This window comes from Flavobacterium chungnamense (assembly GCF_039539165.1).
Classification (GTDB): domain Bacteria; phylum Bacteroidota; class Bacteroidia; order Flavobacteriales; family Flavobacteriaceae; genus Flavobacterium; species Flavobacterium chungnamense.
In genome coordinates, this window is record NZ_BAABCS010000010.1 from 1 (window position 1) to 25,658 (window position 25,658).

Here is a 25,658-nt window from a genome sequence, read left to right on the forward strand (position 1 = left end):
ACCTGATTGCTCTGCTGTAATTAATGTTGCTAAATTAATAGCAGTAGCTAATGTTTCACAAACTGTGGTAGCTCCATCTAATCCTGCAACTGGCTGTGCGTTGATAGTTACTGTAGCCACACTTGTATCATTAATACATGGTGCTGTGCCTAATAAAGTATATTCGAAAGTACTTGTTGTTGCTCCTAGAGCTGGAGTAAATGTTCCCGCTGCTGCATTAAAAGATCCTCCTGTTCCACCTGTTCTTGTCCAAGTTCCACCTATTTGCTCTCCTGTAATTAATGTAGCTAAAGTAATTGCTGTTGTTGATGTCTCACAAATCGTAATACCGCCATCTACTCCTGCAACTGGTTGTGCATTAATAGTAATTGTAGCTACACTTGAATCACTAATACATGGTGCGGTTCCTGATAATGTATAAAGGAAAGTACTTGTTGTTGATCCAACAGATGGTGTAAAAGTCCCATTTACGGAATCAAACGTTCCGCCTGTTCCACCTGTTCTTGTCCATGATCCACCAGATTGTTCGCTTGTAATAACACTATATAAATCTATAATACCTGATGTCTCACAAACAGTTAAAGNAGCGGTTAATGGCGCATTAATTATTACTTGAATTTCCTGAAATGGTCTACACGTTGGATCTGAAGGTAGTGGATTTGCAATTGCATAAACATAATAAGTACCTACAGCGTTAGGAAGAGAACCTATACTTCCTAATACTGGAGCATCATATACTGCTGTACTTGTTGCTGGAGTAGCATTTCCTAAAATTGTACCTCCAGTATACATATTGTCTCCTGTTTGTTGTGCATTGAAATATACATAACTTATAGCATCAGTCCCTGTAAAGGTTGTATTTACAGAGAATGGTGTTGGATCACCATTCAAACACAATACTTGATTTGAAGAAGGATTTGTAATTGAAGGACAAGACGTTAATACGGTACAAGTCAATGATGCAGAAACAAAACATGATCCTGACGCACCAATTGGAGTCAAAGTGAAATTTACATTATCTCCTGATGACAAACCACTTAAGCTGTAAGTTGATGTATTTCCAATTGAGCCTATAGTAATTGGTGTATTTGAATTTACTTGATACAAAACTGTATAATCTGTTGCTCCAGAAAGTGGTGTCCAATCAAAAGAGACTGAAGTAGGTGTGCTAGTACCACATGTTATAGCTGGAGCTATAGTTGTATTTAATTGATACAAGAAAAAAGATTTTATAGCGACACAATTAGAACCTGAAGCTAAATCTTGTATAGATACCCATATTTGCTCTCCATTTACTCCAGGATAAGTTGTTGTATTAGTTATTGGAGATGCTATATTTTGAGCATCTGTTAGTGAATTATGGTAATTAATTTCATAATCCGCTGCACTTTGTCCATTTAATATTATAGGATTATTGATTGATAAATTGAAAGTTGAACCAGCACAAACTGTTAAATCAATGGGTTCGTCAATTGGCATTGGTGATAAATATTCTACAATTACACAATCTGATATCGGACAACCTGGTCCATAAGGATAAGCGGTCGCGCAATAAGTCCCGGCTTGATTGACTGTAATTGTTGGACCTGTCTCACCAGGAATTGGGTTTCCGTTCCAAGTCCAAGTATGAGGAATAGTTGATGCTAATCCCGTATTCAGAGTAGTAGGAGTACCAGGACATGGTGCAAAACCATTTGAAACTAAATAATCTTGAGGAAAATTTAGCTGAGTTGTATTAAAACTTTGTGCTTGTAAAAAAACTGCTGAATCCAAAGAGTTATCACCAACGTTGGCAATAGCTAACTTAATGTGATATGGTTGACCACATTGCACTGTGGCTGTTGCAGCTATAACAGTTGTAAAACCATCATATTGAATAGTAGCATTAACTACAGGTGTTGTTCCTGTTCCATTATTTACATAAAAAGCAGAATTTGAAACGTTATTTACATTATCAATTGAAATTGGAGTAGTAGTAGCTGGCACTAATGCAATATTTGTTGCACCTCCAATATAAGGTCCAATAATACCAGGACCACTCAAAAAGAAACCAAAAACATCATTAAAACCTCCGTTTACAAACTCTAAATACTCTTCTGAACCAAAAACAAAATTGAAACTCAAATTTTGACCTATTGGAACAAAATCAAACTCTAAAACTGCTTTATTTCTGATAGTTGCAGATGCCAAAGCTGCTAAATCTGCATCGCCCTGTACTGGATTTGCTGTTGCATTAGTTGCTCCTGATTGATTATTTGGCCCAACTGCTATTTGAGCGTCACCTGTCGCTAATATAATCCCATTGTTAATACCAATATTCGTTGTATTACCCCCAGTAAAACTACCAACCTGATCACGAACTAGATTAGCATTTAAAGCAGATCCATTGAAAGTAACATTCGAGACAGTAATACCCGCACCAAGTAAAACGTTTTGAACTAATTGATTTGGAGTTTGAGTTGTATTATTTACTACAAGCTGAGCAAAAGATGTATTAAAAAAAACAAAAAAAAGTATGAGTAGAATTTTTTTCATATATTGAATAAACTAAAACGTTAATAAAAAACGCTATAAATGTTAATTAATTGTTTAAAAACTTCAAATATAAACATTCCCACAAAATAACTTTGTTAAATTTGTTGAAAATTACACGAATCGCTATGAAAATTACTATAAAAGAAACACAAAATCCAACAATTCTAAAATTTGAATTCCCTGATTTTATAACTCAAAATGAAAACTTTGAATTCAAAAACATTGACGAAGCTAAAAACTCACCTTTAGCACAACAACTATTTTACCTTCCATTTGTAAAAACCGTTTACATTTCAGGAAATTTCATTGCCATCGAACGTTTCAGCATTGTAGATTGGAATGACGTTAAAGATGATGTAGCTGAACAAATTGAAGAATATGTAAAAAATGGAGGGAAAATAATAATTGAAGATCCGCTTAGACCAAAAAAATCAGCAATTACTGTCTATGGTGAAACTACTCCTAATCCTGCAACATTAAAATTTGTTGTCAACAAAAGAGTCACTAAAACTGCTGTTGAATTTAAAAATATTGACCAAACATTTGCATCACCTTTGGCTAAAGAACTTTTTGGTTTTCCGTTTGTAAAAGAAATTTTTATCGACGAAAATTACATTTCAGTTACCAAATTCGACATCGCATCTTGGGAAGAAATTACCCTTGAAATTCGCACTTTTATTAAACAATTCATTGAAAATGGTGGCATAGTTGTCGATGAAACTATGATTGTTCAAGACACCAAACAAGAAAAACAACAAATCAATAATTTCGATAATCTTGATACCACATCACAACAAATTATCAACATTCTTGAAGAATATGTAAAACCAGCAGTTGCAGCCGATGGCGGAAATATTTTATTTGACTCATTCGACCAAGATACAAAACGAGTAAAAGTTGTACTTCAAGGTTCGTGCAATGGTTGTCCATCGTCAACATTTACTTTGAAAAATGGAATCGAAAACATGCTAAAAGATATGCTAAACGACCAAGACATTATCGTTGAAGCATTAAACGCATAATTTCGAACTGAGCTAGTCGAAGTTTAGGAGCGAATGGCTCGGGAATTTTTTGTAATCCCTATTCCTGCTTTCCGCACCACACGGTGGATTGATCCAATCAGGGCTAGATAGCAATTGTATGGAATAAATTTAGTAGTTTTAACCAACGAATAACCAAAATACCAATGAAAAATTTGAAAACAATTTCTTCTTTCATTTTACTTTCACTGTTGTTAGTAAATTGTAAATCGGAAGAAAAATCAGTAGATTTCAAAAAATTAACCGAAAGTTATTTTGACGAAAAAAACACCCTAAATCCTTTAGATGCAACACTCAATGGTCAAAACAAATACAACGACCAATTGCAGTTTGAAATGACTGATTCTTTCAGAAAAAAACAATCCGAATTTTTCAAAAAATACGAAACAGAACTTTCAAAAATCGATTTTGAATCACTTTCTGATGAAGAAAAAAACAGTTTCGACATCATAAAATGGGAAGTTGCTGTTGGAAAAGATTTGCTTCAACAAAATGCTAATCTTACACCAATTCATCAATTTTGGGGAACGCATTTAACCATGGCGCAATTTGCAGCAGGTGAAAGTGCACAACCTTTCAAAACCGAGAACGATTACAAAAACTTCTTAAAAAGAATGGATTTATATGCTGTTTGGTTAGATTCTGCAATGGTTTATATGAAAAAAGGAATGGATAAAAATGTGGTTTTACCAAAAGTTCTATCCAACAAAGTAATGCAACAATTTGATGAAATGATTACTGAAAAAGCTGAAGACAATATTTTTTTCACCACAATAAAATCAATGCCTTCTGAAATTACAGACTCTCAAAAAGAAACGCTAAAAAAAGAATACGCTTCAACAATCAACGATAAATTACTTCCTAGATTCAAGAAAATGGTTGCTTTTATAAAATCAGAATATCTTCCAAAATCTAGAACGACAAGCGGAATTGGTTCACTTCCAAACGGCAGTAATTTATACAAAGCCTATGTAAAACAATGGACTACAACCGAAATGACTCCAGAAGATATTCACACTTTAGGATTACAAGAAGTAGCTCGATTGAAATCGGAAATGGAAAAAGTAAAAAGCGAAGTTGGATTTAAAGGAACCATAAAAGAATTTTTCGACTACGTAAGAAATAAAGCAGAATTAAAACCTTTTGAAAAACCAGAAGAAGTAATTGCCAATTTTAAAAAATACCACGCCACTATAAAACCAAACGTTGATAAATTATTTTCATTGCAACCCAAAACAGCTTTTCAAATAAAAAGAACCGAAGCTTTTAGAGAAAAAACGGCAAGTGCAGAATATGTTCAAGGTGCAGCAGATGGTTCTCGCCCAGGAACTTTCTATGTTCCAATTCCTGATGTAAAAAACTATAATTATTATGCTGACGAAGATTTATTTCTTCATGAAGCGATTCCGGGACATCATTTTCAAATTTCTTTACAACAAGAAAATGAAGCATTGCCCAATTTTAGAAAATTCAATTGGTTTGGAGCTTATGGTGAAGGTTGGGCTTTATACACGGAAAGTTTAGGTAAAGAATTAGGTTTATACAAAGATCCATATCAATATTTTGGGATGTTAGGAAGTGAAATGCATCGTGCCATTCGTCTAGTGGTGGACACTGGAATTCATTCTAAAGGTTGGACGCGCGAGCAAGCCATTCAATATTCTTTAGACAATGAAGCCGAAAGTGAAGCAAGTATTATATCTGAAATTGAGCGTTATATGGCAGTTCCAGGTCAGGCTTTATCTTATAAAATTGGTCAGTTAAAAATAATTGAACTTCGCAAAAAAGCTGAAAAAGAATTAGGTTCAAAATTTGACATCAAAAAATACCACCAAATAGTTTTAGAATCAGGTGTAATGCCATTGGCTCTTTTAGAGAAAAAAGTAGATAATTGGATTAAAATAAGTAAATAAAAAAAAGCCTTTCGTAACTGAAAGGCTTTTTTTTATGCAGTAACTTCTTCCGAAGATTTTAAGTTTATTGGTTTTCCGTCAACGTCATAAAATTGGTATCGGTATTTCAATTTTCCATTTACTTCTTCTATATCAACATGCATTTGATAGAAACCATTATTCCATTCAACAATAATATCAAAATAGTAATCTCCTACTCCAAAGCTTGTAGGCAAATTACTCACGTAAACCAACTTTTTAGATTTTAAATTTAAAGTATTTACCTCTATATTATTATACGCTCCAACATCTTCGCTATCGAAAATTCTTCCCATATAACTATATTCTTTGGACTTCTTCTTGCCTTTTCCTTCTTTCGGATCATTATAAATATCTTTCACGGAAAATATTACATCTTTCAACGAAAATCTATCAACATTTACTAAAGAGAATTTCAATTGATGAATGTAGGTAATACGTTGTCCTTTTTTTCGTGGTTCATCATCAGTTAAATCAGAACTTTCGCCTAAATCAATATCTTTAATTTCAATGATTGGAATATTCTGACCAGCAATTTGAGTCATTACTTCTGGTTTCGATTCGTCTTTATAATCTGCATCGACAAATTGCTCTTTGGTCTCTTGAATTTCGTCACTTAAAACATCAATTTTTTTATTTGCAATATCAATTTCAGCTTCACTTTTTTCTTCAATAAAAATCGCTTCGTTACTTGAACGATACAACGAAAACAATGCACCGGTTATCAATGCAAAACCAATAAAAGCTAAAATAAGTGCTGTCATAGACGGATTCTTTTTCATTCCAATAAATTGGTTAAAACTCAGACTTAGAGATTATACAAAAATACTCATTGAAAAGGAATCAATTTTGGTTAAAAAAAATAAGTTCTTAACATAGAAATTAACCGATTTCGTAGAAATAAAAAAAGTCCAAACTTATCGTTTGGACTTTTTGTGCGGATAATAGGACTTACTTCGACTTCGCTCAACATAAACTTCTCATCCTTTTTGCCCACAAAAAAAGTCCAAACTTTCATTTGGACTTTTTGTGCGGATAATAGGACTCGAACCTACACGCCTTGCGGCACCAGATCCTAAGTCTGGCATGTCTACCAATTTCACCATATCCGCGAAAATTGTGAGTGCAAATATAAGAATAATTCTTAATTACAAATTATGAAATAGGAATTTTTTTTAAAACTCTTTTTCGTACTTTTGAATTTCAAAATAAACCATTAAAAATGAATAATATAAAACAATACGTTCAAGAAAACAAAGAGCGTTTTCTAAACGAATTAATCGAATTATTAAAAATTCCTTCTGTAAGTGCTGATACGGCTTACTCTCAAGATGTGATTGACACTGCCAATGCTGTGAAAGTTTCATTAGAAAAAGCAGGTTGTAATCATGTTGAAATTTGTGAAACTCCTGGTTACCCAATTGTCTTTGGTGAACATATTATTGATAAAAATCTTCCAACAGTTTTGGTTTATGGACATTACGATGTGCAACCACCAGATCCAATGGAATTATGGACTTCTCCTCCATTTGAACCTGTTATTAAAACTACAGAAATTCATCCAGAAGGTGCAATTTTCGCTCGTGGTGCATGCGATGATAAAGGTCAAATGTACATGCACGTGAAAGCTTTTGAATACATGATCCAAAACAATTGCCTACCTTGTAACGTAAAATTCATGATTGAAGGTGAAGAAGAAGTTGGATCAAAAAGTTTATCATGGTTTGTTACTCAAAATCAAGAAAAACTAGCTAATGATGTAATTTTGATTTCAGATACTGGAATGATTTCAAACCAACAACCGTCAATTACAACAGGATTACGTGGTTTAAGTTACGTTGAAGTTGAAGTTACTGGACCAAACCGCGATTTACATTCAGGACTTTATGGTGGCGCAGTTGCAAATCCTATAAATGTTTTGGCAAAAATGATTGCTTCGCTTCATGACGAAAACAATCACATAACTATTCCAGGATTTTATGATAATGTAGAAGAATTATCGTTAGAAGAAAGAGCCGAAATGGCAAAAGCACCTTTCAATTTAGATAATTATAAAAAAGCATTGAACCTTAACGACATTTATGGCGAAAAAGGATATGTTACCAACGAAAGAAACTCGATTCGTCCAACTCTAGACGTTAACGGAATTTGGGGTGGATATATTGGCGAAGGTGCAAAAACTGTAATTGCAAGTCAGGCATTTGCTAAAATTTCGATGCGTTTGGTACCAAATCAAGATTGGGAACAAATTACTGAATTGTTCACTAAACACTTTGAAAGCATTGCTCCTTCTGGCGTAACAGTAAAAGTAAAACCACATCATGGCGGACAAGGTTATGTAACTCCAATAGATAGTATTGGATACAAAGCTGCAAACAAAGCGTACACTGAAACCTTTGGCGTTCCAGCAATTCCAGTACGTTCAGGAGGAAGTATTCCAATTGTAGCTTTATTCGAAAAAGAATTAAAATCTAAAACTATTTTGATGGGATTCGGATTGGATTCTGATGCTATTCACTCACCAAACGAACATTTTGGAATTTTCAATTACTTAAAAGGTATTGAAACTATTCCTTTATTTTATAAGTATTTTGTGGAAATGAGTAAATAATTCAACCGCAAACTCAAAATTTTAAATCCGTTCATTCTTAATTGAGTGAACGGATTTTTTTATACGAAAATGTTAAATTTTCATTCTACACTTGTAGAAGTGAAATTTTATTCTACATTTGTAGAGTTAATTCTAAAAATGTAGAACGATGCAATTATCCAACTCTGAAGAACAATTAATGGAACATTTATGGAAACTTGAAAAAGCTTTCATGAAAGATTTACTAGAAGCTTTCCCTAAACCAAAACCTGCCACTACAACAGTTGCAACATTACTTAAAAGAATGATTGACAAAAAATTTGTGGCTTACAACGAATTTGGAAATTCAAGAGAATATTATCCGTTAGTAAAAAAAGAAGATTATTTTTCCAAACATGTTAATGGATTAATTAAAAACTTCTTTAACGATTCGGCTTCGCAGTTTGCTTCCTTCTTTACAAGAGAAACTAATCTAACCGAAAAAGAATTAGAAGATTTAAAGAAAATCATCGATGTTGAACTTCAAAAAAAGAAAAAATGATCGACTTTCTATTAAAATCAACCTTGAGTTTAACTATTTTTCTTGGCTTCTATCATTTGGTTTTAGAACGAGAAAAAATACATCAATTCAATAGATTCTATCTTTTGTTTTCTATTGTAATTTCATTTATTATTCAGTTTCTAACATTTGAAATCATTAAAATTGTTCCTGTTGTTCAGAATTTTGAACCTTTAAATACGGTAATAACTTCGTCAGCAATTCCTGAAAATGAAATTCAAGGAAATAGTTTACCAATAGAAGAAAAAATCAATTTCATCCCATACATTTTATGGAGTTTGTATGGAATAATTTGTTTCTTATTGTTATTACGATTCGGAAAAAATATTTGGAAATTAATTTCAAAATCTAAATCAAATCCGATTGTAAAATACAAAAATGCTAATTTGATTTTGGTTGAAGAAAAGACGCTTCCGCATACTTTTTTGAACTTTATATTTATCAATTTTGAAGATTACAATAATAGAAATATTGAAGATGAATTGTACACACACGAATTAGTTCATGTAACACAAAAACACACTTTAGATATATTATTTATTGAGTTTTTAAAAGTCATCTTTTGGTTCAATCCACTTTTTATTTTTTACAAAAAAGCTATTCAACTTAACCACGAATTTCTTGCTGACGAAGAAATTGTGAAAACTTATAATAATGTTCCGTTTTATCAAAATTTACTTTTGCAAAAAGGAAACGGAAACCAAACAATTTACTTGGCCAGTAATTTAAACTATTTAGTAACCAAAAAACGATTAATTATGATGACAAAAAGCACATCAAAAAAAATAGCGCTACTCAAAAAAGTAGCTGTTGTTCCTATCATTGCTGGATTAATTTACTTTTTCTGTATTGAAGTTGTGGCAAAAGAAAAGACAGTTTCCGTAAATCAAGACGCTGATAGTGCTGAAGCTGTAAATGGCGTAGAACTCGATAATTCAGCAATAAGCGATAAAAGAAGAGACACTTATTATAGTGGTATTTATGTGAAAATTAAAGATGTTAGAAAAGATACCACAATTAGAATTAACAAAATGTATGAAAACCTTACCCTTAAGGAAAAAAGATATTACTTAAGTTGGGTTCCAAATAAAATTAATCCAAAAAAAGTAAGCGAAGAATTATTTAACAAACTTAGCAATAAAAACAAAGAAGCAGTTTGGATTGATGGAAAAGCTGTAAAAAATTCGGAGTTAAAAAAATACAAACCATCTGATTTCAAATATTATACAAATAGATTTATTGATAAAAGAGTAAGATTAAAACAATTTCCTCAAGAGTATCAATTTACGTTATACACTAATGATTATTTTGATAAAAATTTAAAAAACAGTCATTTAAAATTTGAACGTGATACTTTAAAAATGGGTATGATTGAATATCAAGAAGCCATTAAAAGAAATTCTACTAAATTAATAACAAATTTACAAGAAAATAATACAGTAACAGAAGCAACTTACTTTAAAGGCGTACGATTCATTTATAGAGATGGAGGAAAAAATGGAAAAGTAATTATAGACAAGTTATATGAAGAATTAACAAAAGAAGATAAACAAAAATTGGGAAAATTTATGTTTTTAATACCAAAACCGTTTCAAAAAATGTCTCCAACTCAAAAAGAAATGGAGGAATTCAAAAACAGTAAAAAATATGCAATTTGGATTGATGGAAAACATGTTCCAAATGAAAATTTAAGCAAATACAAACCCAATGAAATAGCTCATTTTAGTGGAAGTGTAATTTTAAAAAATGCTAGAAGTAAAAAATTTCCACAACCTTTTCAATATTGGTTCTCAACTCATAAATATTTTGAAGAAACTAAAATGGGTGTTCAACAAACTAAATATGGAGGAGATAAAATTGAAGGTTGGCTAGAAAAAAAATAAAATTATGTAATCCGCTCTAATCAAGCGGATTTTTAATTAAAACAATCTGTAAATCAATAGCTAACCAAACTAATTTTCAATATTTCACAACAATATAAAATTTTTGGCGTTAAATTTGTATATCATCACTCATCATAAAATCAATCAATCATGTTAAAACGTTTTTTTATTCTTTGTTCTGGTGTCGATACTGACATTGTGAACGGTTGTTCCAACGGCGAACAAAACAAATATGCTGGCATTGGAGCTACAGTTTTCTCCACAGCAATTATGGCTTTTGTAGCTAGTAGTTATGCGCTTTTTACAGTTTTTGACAATGTCTATACCGCAGTTTTCTTTGGATTAGTTTGGGGATTTTTAATCTTCAATCTCGATAGATTTATTGTTTCGACAATTAAAAAACGCGATAACTTTTTAGATGAATTTATTCAAGCAACACCTCGTATTGCTTTGGCTATTATTATTGCAATTGTAATTTCAAAACCATTGGAAATCAAAATTTTTCAGAAAGAAATTGAAACCGTTTTGTTGAAAGAGAAAAACGAAATGGCAATGGCAAACAAAAAGCAAGTTGCAAATTATTTTCAAACCGATGTTGAAAAAAACAAAGCCGAAATAGATGCTCTAAAAGGCGATATCGCCAAAAAAGAAAAAGAAGTAAACGATTTGTATGCAACTTACATAACTGAGGCAGAAGGAACTGCAGGTACTAAAAAGCTAGGAAAAGGTCCGGTTTATGCTGAAAAGAGATTGAAACACGATGCTCAATTAAAACAATTGGATTCACTAAAAGCAATTAACGCAGTAAAAATTACCGAAAAAGAAACTAAAGCAAAAACGCTTCAAGCTGATTTAGACAAAAAAGTAACCGAAACACAACCAATTATTGATGGTTTTGATGGATTGATGGCTCGAATAAACGCTTTGAATAAATTGCCTTGGCTACCATCATTTTTTATAATGCTTTTATTTTTAGCAATTGAAACTTCACCAATCATTGCCAAATTACTTTCTCCAAGAGGCGAATACGATTTCAAACAAGAAGATGCCGAAATGGGAATTAAAAATGTACTCGCACAAAATCGTTATCAAAGTGATTTGCAACGAAAAACAGATGCAGAAATTTACGATAAAGTCTATGCGGATATCAAAGATGATAAAGAATTATACAATTACAAGAAAAAAAGCGCATTGGAATTATTAAAGTTACAAGCTGATGGATTTGTTGAGAAGCAGAAAAAATCAATGTAATTTTAAACTAAAATCGATTTGTTTTTAATTAAAACTCAATACTGTAATTAGTTTTTGTTTCAAGTAAAAATATGTTTTCACTGGCAGTAAATAACAGACACCCTAAAATCTATAATTTTTAAACTTTAAAAAAGTAAACTGCCAGTGAAAACAGATTTTGTTTGTAGTTTTAAAAAAAAACTATAATATACTTTTTGATAATAACTCTATATTTATAAACTGAAGAATATTATATTTACTATCATAAAAATCTAAAATCATTAAGTCATCATATTTTAAATCTTCAATTTTTTTTAAAATAAGTTTATTAGGACTACCTACAAAAAAAAACTCTATATCAAAATATATTCTTTTCAAATTGAAAAAATCTTCCATATCATTAACAACAAAAAAACAAACATTATAATCAGTTATTTTTTCTACTGAAAAATTTTTTTTCTTTGTACACGAAAAAATATTCAGTTTTGACGAATAATTATATTTTATAAATGCAGAAAAACCCTTTGATGTATCATAAACATAAGCCTTTTTATTCATATTTTTTTATATATTTTATTGGCTTAAGTATAATTTATAATTCTAAAAAATAAAGAAATTTATATTCTTATATTCTTTTGCTTTATTGGAAATACATAAACTAATACATCAATAATCTTAATCTCAAAAAAATAATTGTATTTTAAATTACGCATCAAAGATTAAATTGCTTTTATATTTTACTTTTATTTTAGATTTAAATAAAATTTAAATAATACAATTTCATCTGAACTAAATAACTTAATAACATATCAAAATTCAACAATAAAATTGATTTTTGATTTCACTACAAAGTTATTGGATCTCTATCGATGCGCTTTATTTATTCGTTGAGATTGACTTAAGTATAGACGAATGTTGACTAATCTTCGAAAAAAGAATTGGTTGTAAATATTAACAAAGTAAATGTTAATGATTTTAAACAAGGGTTAATCTAAACATAAGATTAGAACGATTATTTTTACTGACTGGAATTAATTTTGACCCTACTAATACTGTTGAATCTTGTATATCAATAATTTTATTTAAATTAATGATATAAGAACGATGTACTTTTAGAAAAAATGAATTACTTAATTTATCTTCAATTTTCTTTAATGTTGTGTGTACAGTATAATTTTGAGAGTCAGTTTTTATAAAGACATAGTCACCATTCGCTTTAATAAAATTAATAGTTGAAACTTCAACTTTCACCAATCGTTTGTCTATGTTCAAATAAATTTCTTTAATTTCTGAATCAATATTACTTACTGATTTTTTGCTATTCTCAAATTTCTGTTCTACACGCTCAATTGCTCTATTAAAACGATTTTCTTGTATTGGTTTTACTAGGTAATCTATAATGCATTCATAATTAAAAGCTTCCAACGCAAAATTCTGATCAGTTGTAACCAATATAATATGAGGTGGGTTTTTTATGGTTTTGATAAAATCAAAGCCAGAAAAATTGGGCATGTGAATATCTAAAAAGATTACATCAATTGTATTATTTTCATCATTAAGATATTTAATGGCGTCAATTGCATTTGAAAAATCTGCTTCTAAGAAAAGATGCATGGATTTTAATATCATAATTGACAAAATTTCTCTTGACATTTTTTCGTCGTCGATAATTATACATTTCATAATTATTCTTGTATTTTTATTATATAATCAGATATTTTTTTTAAAATAATTTCAAAATCTTCTTTGAAAAATATATTGTTTTCTTTTAAGCTTAGCTCATGTTTTATTGACAGATTATAATCTTCCACCAATCCTAATATCATTATTTTATGCTTTATTTTGTGCACATTTTGAGAGGCTTCAATTAATTCGTTATTGTTTATTTTTCTATGATAGTTTATTACATCTTGAGGAAATTCTTCTTTAAGAATGTTTATCAGTTTGTTTTTTATTGTAACATTACCCGCAGACAATTTACATATATAATCTAAATTTGGTACCTCATCCATACTATTACTTTTGCATTGTAAAATAAAAAACTGATCCTATACTTTTTTCACTTTCAAACCATACTTTTTCGTTTGCATTTTCAATAATTCTCCTAACAATTGAAAGGCCAATTCCTGATGAAATATCATTTGAATCAAACGATTGAAACATTTGAAATAATTTTTCCTTGTTCTCATTTTCTATACCAACTCCATTGTCTTTTATTGAAAAAACATAATGATTTTGATAATCTTGAAAATCAATTACAACAATACCTCTTGGCTTGTCATTATAGTTAACTGCATTACTAATTAAATTTTGAAATAATTGTTGTGTTCTAAATCTGTCAGAGAAAACAACTGGTAATTTATTTTTAAAAACAATTTCAATATTTGGAGGAATAAAAATAGTAGCTAATATATTATTGATTAATTCCATCAAATCAATTTCTTCTTTGTGAATAGAAGTGCTTTCAATTTTCGAATAGGTTAATATGCCATGAATGAGGGCGTCCATTTTTTCAGTTTTCTCTTGAATTAAATTAAAATATTTTAAAGTTTTCGAATTAAAAACGACCTCGGTGTCCTCTTTTATAAAAGTTATTAAGGAATGAATGCTTCTTAAAGGCGATTTTAAATCATGAGAGACTATGTGAGCGTAGTCATGTAATTGTTCATTTTGTTTTTCTAATTTTTTCAATAATTGTTCTCGTTGACTTTCTAATTTTTTAAAATTTGTGATATCAAAATGTAAACCTATAGAACCAATAATTTCTCCATTTAAATTATAATTTGGAGCACTACTTACTAACCATTCTTTCATTTCACCTTTTTGATTTTTTACAACAATTTCATATGAATCAGATTCTCCATCTCTTCGTTTCAATTCCTTTTCTTTTAGGATTTTTTTGGCATTATTGTCTAGAAAAACCTCCGAACCTTTTTTGCCAATAAGGAAATCTATAGGATAACCACTCATTTCAGAGAACCTTTGATTGGCTAATAAAATTTCATCATTATTGTTAACTTCAATCAAACCAATATTCATGTTTTCAATAATGCTTCTGTACTTTTCTTTTTCATAAGAAAGACTTTCATTATAATTCTTTTTTAAAGTTATATCATCATAAGACCATAGATTACCTTTATATTTACCATCTATAACTATAGGAATATAATGTCTTTCAAAATATCTTCCGTCTATTAAAGCTAATTCTTCATTGATAACAACTTCCTTATTCTCTAATATTTCGTGAATTCTATTAACAAAGGATTCACTATCTTTAAACATCATTTTTGTTTCTTTAGCAGAATTTGAACAATCAAATCCAATCATTTGTTCAGGCTCACTTTTAATCGAAAACATATTACAAAATTGCTTGTTTGTTAAAAGTATTTTTCTGTTTTCGTCTTCTAACAAAATTCCTGATTGAAGATTTATAATTAAAGAGGCGAGCATATTCTCTGATTCTTTTAATTTATTATTTACTTGCCTTTCTTTAGTTATATCCTCTATTATAACAAAATACTGAACAAACTTATTGTTAGAATCTAATACCGGTTGACCTTTCATTCTTGCCCAAAAACAATCTCCGCTCTTCTTTTTATGATATATCTCGCAATCAAACGTTCTTACATTCCTAAATGAAGTTATTACTTCGGAAAGGTCGTCTTTGTTAGTCAATTGAGAAACGCCTAATTCAAGTACTGTCTTTTCAATTACATCATACCTTGAGTATCCTGTAAGTTCAAGATAAGCGTCATTTGTCCAAAACAACTTACCATCCAAATTAGTTAATATAACACCATTTCTATTTGCGCTAGCTACTAAAGATAGTTTATCTATTTCAAGCTTGTCGTGAATTAGTATTTTCTTTTGGTCATTAATTTTTAAAATTAATTCTTTAAGATCTTGATTGCTAATTTCATAAGCTTTCAAAAAATGAAGTAAATCAATTAGTGGATCGTGAATTGCAAAATCTTGAAGTTTAAGATTTCTATTTGTAACATCATCCATAGAAATAAACCATGGAGAACCGACAAAAAGGAAAAAATCTTTATATTGCTGAAACTGTCCTCTCAACATAATAGGATTTTCTTGTAAGGACTCGATAACTATAAGTTGAGTAAACAACCCTAAAAAATTAATTAAATTTAGTTCCTCGCAATGTGGTCTTTTTATAAAAAAGAAGTCTAAAAATGAGCTATCCTCTTTTAAATCTGGTATGATTTTAAAAATACTTTGACCACACCTTTTTATATTAAAATTTTTATCGATTAAAATATAAAAAGGGAAGAGTTTGTTGAATTCATCAAGATTAAATTCAAATTGAAAATCTTTCATATCTTTTCCCAAGTAATTTTAAAAATTTCGTGAGAGTGGCCACTATTTCGTGACTGAACTAGTTCAATTAATACATTTGTATCAAACATTTTTGCTAAACCTTGAATCAAACCTCTTACAAATTCCTGAAATCCGATTCTAGTTGAAAGATAATGAAGATTTACACTGTTCTCTGTAATATCAGTAACTTTGAATTCAGGAGGAGTAAGTTTAGGATAAATAAGCATAACTCTATTATGAAATACTGGTAAATTCAAAATAAATTCTTTTAGATTAGAGCCTCCAGACTCCATTAAACCACTGTATTTTTCTTTGGTAGTTTTCATAACCCACCATTCACCAAATGCCACAAGTACTTCTTCAATACTCATTCCCATTTCTTCTGAGACAGCTATTGCTAATTTAAATGTTATATCATCATCATATGGTTCATTACTAATAAAAAAGTCTACGTCAATACCGCTTCTTTCTCTGATAATCTCCCATTTATCTTTTCCAAAATTGGCAATAACCAACTCTTGTATAGCTTTATTTACAATTCCGTACATACCAATTTATATTAATTCATTAGTAGACCAATAATCAAGTACCTTTTTTACTACAATTTGGTAATCTTCATATTTAAGTGGCTTTAAAATGTAACCTGCTATTCCAACTTTATAACATTCCGTAATGTCTTTACCATTATTGGAGGTTGTAAAAACAATGGTTGGAATTATTTTTAAAAATTGATCAGTTTTTAAAATTTTTAAAAATTCTAATCCATTAAGCTTTGGCATATTCAAATCCAAGAGTATAATGTCTGGGAGATTATTCTCGCTTTTTAAATAATTTAAAGCCTCCAAACCATTAGAAACTTCAATCAATCGATGTTTTTGATTTAATGACACTAATGCTCTATTCAATCTAATTCCTTCTATTGCATCGTCTTCGATAAATAGAATGTTTAAAAATTTCATCTTTTATAGGGTTTAAAAGTTACTCAAATATTATAAATTTTTACTAAATAATAATGAATTTTAATCAACAATCGTTTAATATCAATTTGCTGTAGACGAAATCAAGACAAAATCAAGACGAAATCAAGACAAAATGATTGTTTTAATAATAAAAAAAGGCACAGAAGTAAATCTTGTGCCTTTTTAATAACTATTTTTTCATGATTACATGTAACCTAAAATCTCTTTTTTGTAATTATCATATTCACCTTGCATAATCAATCCGTTGTCAAGGAGCTTTTTGTAATTCTGAAGTTTTTCAAACAATTCATCTTGCGACAATTCACTTAACTTTCTATCAGTCGAAGTTGTTGAAGTTTCCACTTTTGTTTCTTCAAATGAAGTGTAATTTGAAATAGGAACAATTTCGGCAAAATTAGTTACTTCTTCCGTTTCCATTTCTTCAACTTCAACGATCTCTTCAAAAGGTGTTTCTTCTGCAATTACAGGATTACTTGTAGTTGTATTTACAACTGGATTCTTCAATAAATCCAATTGTTCTTTCGCATAAGTATACAATTTTCGAGCCTGATTCTTTGGTAAATAATCAACCGTATGCGTCAAATCTGATTTGGTATTGAACGTAAAATCGGCACCTAAAATACCTTCTTTTACAAAACTACCTGCAATATCATCCCAATCATAATCTACAAATTCCATTGATAAACCAAGATTTTTTGGCTTACAAAGGATTATTCTTTTATTAGTAACTACAATACTATCTGGCAAAATTGTTACCGCTGGTTTTTTTTGTACAGCAATGTATCCAATCTCTTCATTTGACATTAATAAATTACTCAATTTAGAAGTTATTTTCTCAATCGCTTTTGGATCTTGGTCTTCGTTTAATATTTTCTTTAAATTATCAATCATGATAGTTGTTTTGAATTTTATTATAATTGTCTCACAAAAGTAATGCCTAATTTTCTAAATTTAGAATTTCGTTCTGAATTTTTTTAGTCAAACTTTTGAAAACCAAATCGTAAGAGTGATTTATTAATTCGCACATCAATTTATTAGAAACATCACCATTAAAATCGACTGTATTCCAATGAATTTTACTCATGTGAAAACCTGGATTTATGGCTTCATATTCGGCACGAAGTTCTAATGCTTTTTCAGGATCACATTTTAAATTTAATGATGGCGTTCCTTTTTCCCATTCTTTTAAAGAAGTTAGACAAAACATTTTACCACCAACTTTAAATACTAAAGTATCTTCATCAAACGGGAAATGTTCGGTTACGCCTTTTTTAGATAAGCAAAATTCGTAAAGTTGTTGTATATTCATATTGATTAACGATTTTTGAATTATGAAGTTTTAATTACCTTTTCCATCATTTTTTCAGGATAAGCTAATGAATTGAATCCAAATTTTTTATATAAAAAATGTGCATCTGATGTTGCTAATCGCCAAATTTTAACTTCTTGCAATTTGGGTTCAGTCATCATCGCATTTATTAAAATAGAAGAATAGCCTTTTCCGCGATGATTTTCATCAATAAAAACATCCATTACATAAGCAAAAACTACATAATCAGTAATTACTCGGCAAAAGCCAATTTGGTTATCATCTAAATAAATTCCGAAGCAAAACGAACTATCAATTGTGGTTTGAACTTCTTCAATTGTTCTTCCTGCTGCCCAATAAACGTCTTTCAAAAAGTTTTGAATGAATGGAATATCGAGTTTGGTTTTATCTGTTGAAACTGAAATCATATCTTATACAAAATAGGTTTTGATGGCGAAGCATCATTTTCAAACGAAGCAATTTGTAGATTTAGTATATAACTTCCATCTTGAATTTTATCTTCCACAAAAATCATTTCGGTTATGGTACAATTCAATCGGGCATCTTCGTTTAAATCATTTACGTCTTTTACATTCCAAAACGCTTTGTGAGCCAGCAATTTTCCTTCATCTTCTTCTCTATCAACACTTGGTAAATCAATTAGTAAATGCTGAATTCCGATTTCTCTAGTGTAATTTGCGGCTTCTTCAGATAAATAAGGAGGATTGGTTTTGGAATAATTTTTATGTTTTTTCGATTCTAAATTTGGTAATGTTCTGATTATAATTGCATCTGAATTTTTTCCATCTAATGCTTTTTCTATTTGATTTTTGGTAATCACCAAATCTCCGTTTATATTTTCTGGTGCAATCGAAATCAATTCGGCTGTAAAGAAAAATTGTTTCAAACATTGATTTATTGAATAAAATTCTCGCGTAATGTGTCCGAGACATTCAGTGTGAGTTCCGTGTCCGTGTGGATTGAAAAAAATATTGTTGAAATTGGTCGAACTTCCTTCGGAAACTTTTCCAATCCAATCGCCAAATTTTACTGGTTCAATTTCGGGTTTTTCAATGTACCACGCAATTGGGTTTTTATCAGTATTGGATAATGGAATGGAAATATCAATTGGTTTTGATAGGTCGATTTTGAAATTTTGGATTTTTGCTATCATTTATGCTGAACTTGTTTCAGCATCTTTTCAACTTTACGTAAACCTGTTAAAAAGACGCTAATTTATAACTCCAAATATAAATCTTTTAATTCAGGATTTGAAAGTTTTGCTAAATTCCATTTCCAATCTTTATGCCAATTCTTTAATTGTTTTTCTCTTGCAAATGCATCTCTATAATCATCAAACTCCTCAAAATATATTAAAATAGAAGCGCTATATTTTTTTGTAAAAATAGCTCCAGTTCCATCTTTATGACATTCTACCCTATATTTCAAATCTTTTGTAGCACCAATGTATAAAACCGAAAAGTTTTTGTTTGTCGTTATATATGTATATCCTTTGATCATATTTAGTTTTCTTACGTTCAACAGATGCTGAAACTAGTTCAGCATAAATAAGTCGGAAGCAATTCCGTCACTTAAAAATTTACCTTTTTTGGTAGTTCGTAAAATATTTTCATCAACAAAAAGCAAATGATCTTCAATATATTTCGCTGCTTGTTGGTTGAGATAATCTAAATAAGTTGTGCCAAATTCAGTTTGAATTCTATCTAAAGAAATTCCCCAAATCGTTCGCAAACCTGTCATAACATATTCATTATATCTATCAGTTTTAGATAAAGTTTCGGTTTCTGATGGTAGTTTATTTTCTTGAATGGATTTCAAATACAAAGTATTATTTGACACATTCCAACTACGTTTTTCTCCGTCAAAACTATGAGCTGAAGGACCAATTCCAATGTATTTTTTTCCCAACCAATAACTTGAATTGTTTTTAGAAAAATAATTTTCCTTTCCGAAATTGGACAATTCGTAGTGAATAAAATCATTCTCGGATAGTTTATCTACCAAAATCTGAAAATGTTCTTGAGCCACTTCATCGTCAGGTTGCGGAATAATTCCTTTTTGAATAAATTTGTGCAAAGCAGTTTTTGGTTCAACCGTCAAAGCATAACTTGAAATATGCGGAATATTAAACGACAAAGCAGTTTCGATATTCTGAAGCCATTTTTCGTTACTCATTTCTGGAATTCCGTAAATTAAATCGACTGAAATATTATCGAAATATTGTGTTGCAATTTCTAAACATTCTTTAGCTTCTTCCGAATTATGTGCACGATTCATAATTTTTAAATCGTCTTCAAAAAACGATTGAATTCCTATCGAAAGTCGATTTACTCCTGCTTTTTTAAGTTCAATTAAATAATTTTTAGATAAATCGTCTGGATTAGCTTCTAGCGTAATTTCAGGATATTCAGTTACTTCATAATTCTTATAAACTTTATCAATCAACAATCGTAAATCTTCAATCGTTAATCTGCTCGGCGTTCCACCACCAAAATAAATGGTTTCCACAACTTCGTCTTGAAACTCACTTTTACGCATTTCAATTTCTTTAGCCAAAGCCAAAACCATCTCGCCCTTTTTCTTCAATGAAGTCGAAAAATGAAAATCGCAATAGTGACAAGCTTGTTTGCAAAATGGTATGTGAATGTAAATTCCTGACATGCTATTTTTTTACTCTATCTTCATTATTTTTCACAAAAGCATCCCAACCTGTATAGCTTTTTTCACCAATTACTTTTCCGGAGTTGAAAAAATGACAAACTGCTGCTGCTAATCCATCGGTTGAATCTAGGTTTTTTGGTAATGTTTTCAATCCTAAAAGTTGTTGTAGCATTTTAGCAACTTGTTCTTTACTGGCGTTTCCATTTCCGGTGATAGCCATTTTTATTTTTTTAGGTTCATATTCTGTAATTGGAATATCTCTTGAAAGTCCGGCTGCCATTGCTACTCCTTGCGCTCGTCCTAATTTTAACATGGATTGAACGTTTTTACCGAAGAATGGCGCTTCAATGGCTATTTCGTCTGGATTGTGTGTGTCGATTAATTCGATTGTTCGCTCAAAAATGACTTTTAACTTCTGGTAATGGTTGTCGTATTTACTCAATATCAACTCGTTCAACTGCAGAAATTCCATTTTCTTGTTGACTACTTTTATCAATCCGAAACCCATGATGGTTGTTCCTGGGTCGATTCCTAAAATTATTCTTTCGTTTGCCATTTTCAGTCGTCAGTGTTCAGTTGAAAGTTATCAGTTGCCTAAAGTGATAATTATTCACTATCAAAATGGTACATTTGCAGCAATGATTACAATTCCTCACAAAGCTAAACAATTCTTGGTTTTTTCAGTCAAACTTTTGATTGTTGTTGGTGCATTTTATTTTATATACAATCAATTGGCTACAAATGACAAATTGGAATGGGATAAATTTTTAGTATTATTTCATAAAAATCAATCGGTTGCAGGAATTTCGTTCATTTTGTTTTTTAGTTTTTTGAATCGATTTTTTGAAATTCTGAAATGGCAAAATCTGGCCCAAGTTGTAAAACCTATTTCTGTAAATGAAGCTACGAAACAAGTTCTCGCAGCTTTAACTTTGGGCGTTTTTACTCCGGTTGGCGTTGGTGAATATGCTGGAAAAGCATTGTATTTTGACAAAAAAGACACTAAAAAAATTATTTTTCTGAACTTAATTTGCAATGGCGTTCAAATTGTTGCTACAGGAATTTTTGGTATTCTGGGAATGTTGATTTTAGGATATTGGCTTTGGAGTTTTGGAATAATAGCTTTTACAATTGCATTCTTTCTGTTTTCTTATTTCACAAAAAAAATCAAAATTAAAAGTTATTCTATTGAAGATTTAATTGAAAAAATTAATGAAATTCCGAAGAAAATTCATCGCAAGAATTTAATTTTAGGATTTTGTCGTTACTTGGTTTTTTCGCATCAATATTATTTCTTGTTTTTGGCATTTGATGTCGATTTGCCTTATTCAACTTTAATGGCAACTATTACAACAGTCTATTTTTTAGCTTCAGTTGTTCCGAGTTTTCAGTTTTTGGACTTTGCATTAAAAGGAAGTTTAGCGATTTATTTCTTTGGATTACTTGGCGTTAACGAATGGATTGTGGTTTTTGTTACGATGCTGATGTGGTTTTTAAATGTGGTTTTACCAGTAGTTTTTGGAAGTTATTATGTTATGATTTTTAAGGTTTTGCCTCAAAGACGCTAAATCACAAAGATTTTAAAAGTTAAAGTTGATTAATTTTGTATTGTATTCTCGCAAAGACGCTAAGGCGCAAAGATTTTAAACCATTAAGAAATTAAGATTCATTAAGATTAATATTCGTGAAATCTTATAATTTGTGTAAATTCGTGTAAAATAGTCACTTATGATTGAAATAGTATTATTCGTTGTTTTAGTAATTTATGTTGTGTTTATTTTGCAACTGATATTTGGCTTTGATAAGGTCAAAACTTTTGTTAGAACCGATGAAAAACCCATAACTAAATTCTCGATAATTGTTCCTTTTAGGAATGAAGAAAAGAATTTACCGAAACTTTTAAAATCAATTTCTAAGCTAAATTATCCAAAGGATTTATTTGAAATTATTCTCGTTGATGATTTTTCTACCGATGCTTCTGAACGCGTTTACATCAAATGGCGTATGGAAAATGGCTTGATTGAAACAACGCTTTTAGAAAACTTACGATTATCCAATTCACCAAAAAAAGATGCGATTTCTAGAGCTATTCCGATTTTGAAACACGAATGGGTTGTCACTACTGATGCAGATTGCACAGTAAATAAAAACTGGCTATTTACTTTAGATAATTTTATTCAAAAAAATACTGCCGAAATGGTTGTTGGTGCTGTGGTTTACAAAACTAAAAATAATTGGTTCCATCAGTTTCAGCAATTGGATTTATTGAGTTTACAAGGAACTACGATTGGAAGTTTTGGAATTGGAAAACCGTTTATGTGCAACGGAGCTAATTTTGCTTATAGCAAAAAACTTTTTAATGAAATTGGAGGTTTTGGAGGAAACAACAAAATGGCAAGCGGCGACGATGTTTTTTTATTGCAAAAAGCATTGAAAAATCATGCTGATAAAGTACATTATTTAAGGAATACCGATACCATTGTAAAAACAAAACCCGAAAATGATTTGTATAAATTGTTTATGCAACGTGTTCGATGGGCAAGTAAAACAACTGGATATTCTGGATATTATTCTAAAACTTTAGCAGTAGTTGTTTTGGCAATGAACTTGAGTTTGGTAATAGGTTTTGGATTATGGCTATCTGGAAATTATAATGGAAAAACACTTCCTATGGTATTTATTTTAAAATATAATTGTGATTATCTTTTACTTTATAAATCTCACAAATTTTTGAAAAACAATACGTTTTATCCGCCAATTGCCAGTAGTTTGTTATATCCATTCTTTTGCAGTTTAGTTGGACTTTATTCGCTTGTTGGAGGTTTTACTTGGAAAGGTAGAAGCTTTTCCAAATAATTATTTTTCAGTTTTGATTATAACTGGTAAAACAAATTGGGTTTTTACAGGAATTCCGCGTTTTATGGCTGGATTTACTTTTGGAAAATCAACTAATTTTACTCTTAGAATACTATCAATTTTAATGGTATCATAAGCAACCGTATCTTTTGGAAATTGTGGCTCAAATTGCATTGACGCATCAGGATTAATAGTAACTCTAACCTCTATAGTGTCTAATTCTGGATACAAAACAGACAAGGTGTCTACACTTAGCTTTTGTTGAATAGTACTCGCTAAAAACTCAAAAAAACATTGTTTACGTAGTGTTTCATCAGAAATTGCTTCACAATCTGCAACAGATGGATACTCATCTACTTCTTTCCAATTGATTTCCTTCATTTGTTTTTCCATCAACTCTTGTTCAGAAGGTACTTCCTTCTCAAAATATTGACAAGAAACTACTGAAATTAAAAAGATATAGGGAATAATTTTTTTCAAAAGATTATGGTTTGGATTTTAAATACTCAACATAGTTTTTATCAAACCATTCTTGCTTTGCTTTATCAGATTCTTCTTTTTGGTCTTTGTACAAAAGTCCTAATTTTTCTGAATAAATAGCAATTTTAATGGTGTAAGTATAATACTCTTCTTTAGTCATAGTAATTTTACTATCCGATTGCTTCTGAAAAAACACAAAAAACAAAGTGTCAAAATCTTTTTTATCAAAAGAAAGTACTTCTTTATTGTATTTAGTATAAAGTGTTTCTTTTATTGCAATATCTGGATCTATAGATGCTATCTGCTGCCCAAAAGATTGACTTGTGGCACAAAAAATTAGACTAAAAAAAACCGCTATTTGAATTATTTTTCTCATATTCGTTTTCAAAAATACTAAAAATTTATTTCAATGGATATTATATTAGTTGTTCTTGGGTTACTATGTTGTATTCTTGGCATATTTGGAAGCTTTCTTCCTGCTTTACCAGGACCACCGATGAGCTGGATTGGCCTTTTTTTACTATACTTAACAAGCTATGTAGAAAATAATTATTGGGTTCTTGGAATTACACTTGTGCTAACTATAATTATTTCTGTTTTAGATTATGTTATTCCATCTAAAGGCGCGAAAAAATTTGGAGGGACTAAATATGGTATTTGGGGGACGAATATTGGATTAATCATTGGATTATTTTTCCCACCAATTGGTTTTATAATTGGACTATTTGTTGGAGCATTTATAGGTGAATTAATTTACAATTTTGAAGATAAAAAAGGAGCTTTGAAAGCCGCAACAGGAGCATTTATTGGGTTTTTAGTATCTACTTTTATGAAATTTATGGTTTGTTTGTGTTTTCTTGTTTTGTTTATTTATGTTGCTATTAGCAATTATATACAAAACTAACCTCAAGTAAACAAAAATCCTTAATATCAATTTTTAGCAATAACATCAAACCCAAAATTTCAAAAAAAACAAAAAAGCCATCCACAAAAGTGGAAAGCTTTTCATTGGTCTAACTACTAAACCATGCTACGAGTTACAAAGTCGTAGCGAAACAACACAACTAATTTTGAATGATTTTAAGAACTTGAACTATTGTTCTACTATTCATTTCATTTGCTTTTTGGGCAAAAAAGCACTTCATTTCTGAAGTGCTTTTCCCAATTTAGCGGTCTGGACGGGACTCGAACCCGCGACCCCATGCGTGACAGGCATGTATTCTAACCAACTGAACTACCAAACCATCG

Annotated in this window: 26 protein-coding genes and 2 tRNA genes; 9 read left to right on the plus strand and 19 right to left on the minus strand. The window is 30.3% G+C overall.

The annotated features are described in order from the left end of the window. Positions 1-2,535 (minus strand): choice-of-anchor L domain-containing protein (locus ABD771_RS05330; protein ID WP_345091700.1); only part of this gene is annotated, 2,535 nt, incomplete at its 3' end. A 125-nt stretch (positions 2,536-2,660) separates the two neighbouring features. Between ABD771_RS05330 and ABD771_RS05335 the strand changes: the two genes are divergently transcribed. After that, positions 2,661-3,557 carry a NifU family protein gene (locus tag ABD771_RS05335; protein ID WP_345091703.1) on the plus strand — a complete coding sequence of 299 codons (897 nt, stop codon included), beginning with the start codon at positions 2,661-2,663 and terminating at the stop codon, positions 3,555-3,557. Positions 3,558-3,721: 164 nt separating this feature from the next. After that, positions 3,722-5,488, plus strand: a complete 1,767-nt coding sequence (locus tag ABD771_RS05340) for a DUF885 domain-containing protein (protein ID WP_345091706.1) — start codon at positions 3,722-3,724, stop codon at positions 5,486-5,488. 32 nt (positions 5,489-5,520) lie between these two features. Here the strand turns inward: ABD771_RS05340 and ABD771_RS05345 are convergent, their stop codons facing one another. Further along, complete coding sequence (locus ABD771_RS05345; RefSeq protein ID WP_345091709.1) at positions 5,521-6,288, minus strand: hypothetical protein; 768 nt, start codon at positions 6,286-6,288, stop codon at positions 5,521-5,523. Between the two features lie 248 nt (positions 6,289-6,536). Then, positions 6,537-6,618: transfer RNA gene (locus tag ABD771_RS05350), tRNA-Leu, on the minus strand. Positions 6,619-6,728: 110 nt separating this feature from the next. Here ABD771_RS05350 and ABD771_RS05355 point away from each other — a divergent pair. The 4 genes from ABD771_RS05355 to ABD771_RS05370 all read left to right on the plus strand — a co-directional run bounded on the left by ABD771_RS05355 (position 6,729) and on the right by ABD771_RS05370 (position 11,789). Then, complete coding sequence (locus tag ABD771_RS05355; protein ID WP_345091712.1) at positions 6,729-8,117, plus strand: dipeptidase; 1,389 nt, start codon at positions 6,729-6,731, stop codon at positions 8,115-8,117. Between the two features lie 148 nt (positions 8,118-8,265). Then, complete coding sequence (locus ABD771_RS05360) at positions 8,266-8,637, plus strand: BlaI/MecI/CopY family transcriptional regulator (RefSeq protein WP_345091714.1); 372 nt, start codon at positions 8,266-8,268, stop codon at positions 8,635-8,637. Then, positions 8,634-10,538: a M56 family metallopeptidase gene (locus ABD771_RS05365; protein WP_345091717.1), complete on the plus strand. Its 1,905-nt coding sequence runs from the start codon at positions 8,634-8,636 to the stop codon at positions 10,536-10,538. Before ABD771_RS05360 ends, ABD771_RS05365 begins: the two co-directional genes overlap by 4 nt. A gap of 150 nt (positions 10,539-10,688) precedes the next feature. Further along, the gene (locus ABD771_RS05370; RefSeq protein WP_345091719.1) at positions 10,689-11,789 is read left to right on the plus strand and encodes a DUF4407 domain-containing protein; all 1,101 of its coding nucleotides are present in this window, start codon (positions 10,689-10,691) and stop codon (positions 11,787-11,789) included. A 180-nt stretch (positions 11,790-11,969) separates the two neighbouring features. Here the strand turns inward: ABD771_RS05370 and ABD771_RS05375 are convergent, their stop codons facing one another. The 13 genes from ABD771_RS05375 to ruvC all read right to left on the minus strand — a co-directional run bounded on the left by ABD771_RS05375 (position 11,970) and on the right by ruvC (position 21,630). After that, positions 11,970-12,326, minus strand: a complete 357-nt coding sequence (locus ABD771_RS05375; protein WP_345091723.1) for a hypothetical protein — start codon at positions 12,324-12,326, stop codon at positions 11,970-11,972. Between the two features lie 417 nt (positions 12,327-12,743). After that, complete coding sequence (locus ABD771_RS05380; protein ID WP_345091726.1) at positions 12,744-13,451, minus strand: LytR/AlgR family response regulator transcription factor; 708 nt, start codon at positions 13,449-13,451, stop codon at positions 12,744-12,746. Between the two features lie 2 nt (positions 13,452-13,453). Continuing rightward, positions 13,454-13,780, minus strand: coding sequence for an Hpt domain-containing protein (locus ABD771_RS05385; protein WP_345091729.1), 327 nt, complete (start codon positions 13,778-13,780; stop codon positions 13,454-13,456). Between the two features lie 4 nt (positions 13,781-13,784). After that, positions 13,785-16,103 carry a PAS domain S-box protein gene (locus tag ABD771_RS05390; protein WP_345091732.1) on the minus strand — a complete coding sequence of 773 codons (2,319 nt, stop codon included), beginning with the start codon at positions 16,101-16,103 and terminating at the stop codon, positions 13,785-13,787. After that, complete coding sequence (locus tag ABD771_RS05395; protein WP_345091735.1) at positions 16,100-16,651, minus strand: heme NO-binding domain-containing protein; 552 nt, start codon at positions 16,649-16,651, stop codon at positions 16,100-16,102. Before ABD771_RS05395 ends, ABD771_RS05390 begins: the two co-directional genes overlap by 4 nt. A gap of 6 nt (positions 16,652-16,657) precedes the next feature. After that, positions 16,658-17,062, minus strand: a complete 405-nt coding sequence (locus tag ABD771_RS05400; protein ID WP_345091738.1) for a response regulator — start codon at positions 17,060-17,062, stop codon at positions 16,658-16,660. Positions 17,063-17,266: 204 nt separating this feature from the next. After that, positions 17,267-17,974 (minus strand): PH domain-containing protein, encoded by a 708-nt coding sequence (locus tag ABD771_RS05405; RefSeq protein ID WP_345091741.1) that lies wholly within the window; start codon positions 17,972-17,974, stop codon positions 17,267-17,269. Between the two features lie 46 nt (positions 17,975-18,020). Beyond that, entirely contained in the window at positions 18,021-18,392 is a 372-nt protein-coding gene (locus ABD771_RS05410; protein WP_345091744.1) for an MmcQ/YjbR family DNA-binding protein, read from the minus strand. Positions 18,393-18,412: 20 nt separating this feature from the next. Continuing rightward, complete coding sequence (locus ABD771_RS05415) at positions 18,413-18,820, minus strand: GNAT family N-acetyltransferase (protein WP_345091747.1); 408 nt, start codon at positions 18,818-18,820, stop codon at positions 18,413-18,415. Beyond that, positions 18,817-19,566 (minus strand): cyclase family protein, encoded by a 750-nt coding sequence (locus ABD771_RS05420; protein WP_345091750.1) that lies wholly within the window; start codon positions 19,564-19,566, stop codon positions 18,817-18,819. The genes ABD771_RS05415 and ABD771_RS05420 overlap by 4 nt, the downstream gene beginning before the upstream one ends. A gap of 62 nt (positions 19,567-19,628) precedes the next feature. After that, positions 19,629-19,913, minus strand: a complete 285-nt coding sequence (locus ABD771_RS05425; protein ID WP_345091753.1) for a GIY-YIG nuclease family protein — start codon at positions 19,911-19,913, stop codon at positions 19,629-19,631. A gap of 33 nt (positions 19,914-19,946) precedes the next feature. Next, a complete protein-coding gene (hemW, locus tag ABD771_RS05430) occupies positions 19,947-21,074 on the minus strand; it encodes a radical SAM family heme chaperone HemW (protein ID WP_345091756.1) in 1,128 nt (375 codons plus the stop codon). Between the two features lies 1 nt (position 21,075). Beyond that, the gene (gene ruvC / locus ABD771_RS05435) at positions 21,076-21,630 is read right to left on the minus strand and encodes a crossover junction endodeoxyribonuclease RuvC (protein ID WP_345091759.1); all 555 of its coding nucleotides are present in this window, start codon (positions 21,628-21,630) and stop codon (positions 21,076-21,078) included. 82 nt (positions 21,631-21,712) lie between these two features. Here ruvC and ABD771_RS05440 point away from each other — a divergent pair, with 82 nt between their 5' ends. Further along, positions 21,713-22,642, plus strand: a complete 930-nt coding sequence (locus ABD771_RS05440) for a hypothetical protein (RefSeq protein ID WP_345092097.1) — start codon at positions 21,713-21,715, stop codon at positions 22,640-22,642. A 160-nt stretch (positions 22,643-22,802) separates the two neighbouring features. Continuing rightward, positions 22,803-23,930, plus strand: coding sequence for a glycosyltransferase family 2 protein (locus ABD771_RS05445; RefSeq protein WP_345091762.1), 1,128 nt, complete (start codon positions 22,803-22,805; stop codon positions 23,928-23,930). Here ABD771_RS05445 and ABD771_RS05450 read toward each other — a convergent pair whose 3' ends face one another. Then, the gene (locus tag ABD771_RS05450; protein WP_425556450.1) at positions 23,931-24,410 is read right to left on the minus strand and encodes a hypothetical protein; all 480 of its coding nucleotides are present in this window, start codon (positions 24,408-24,410) and stop codon (positions 23,931-23,933) included. A 4-nt stretch (positions 24,411-24,414) separates the two neighbouring features. Continuing rightward, on the minus strand, positions 24,415-24,786 hold the full coding sequence (locus ABD771_RS05455; RefSeq protein WP_345091765.1) for a hypothetical protein: 372 nt from the start codon (positions 24,784-24,786) through the stop codon (positions 24,415-24,417). Between the two features lie 33 nt (positions 24,787-24,819). On the opposite strand from ABD771_RS05455, the gene ABD771_RS05460 reads away from it, so the two are divergent. Continuing rightward, positions 24,820-25,314 carry a DUF456 domain-containing protein gene (locus tag ABD771_RS05460; protein ID WP_345091768.1) on the plus strand — a complete coding sequence of 165 codons (495 nt, stop codon included), beginning with the start codon at positions 24,820-24,822 and terminating at the stop codon, positions 25,312-25,314. A gap of 266 nt (positions 25,315-25,580) precedes the next feature. Here ABD771_RS05460 and ABD771_RS05465 read toward each other — a convergent pair. Beyond that, positions 25,581-25,654: transfer RNA gene (locus ABD771_RS05465), tRNA-Asp, on the minus strand. Between the last annotated feature and the right edge of the window lie 4 nt (positions 25,655-25,658).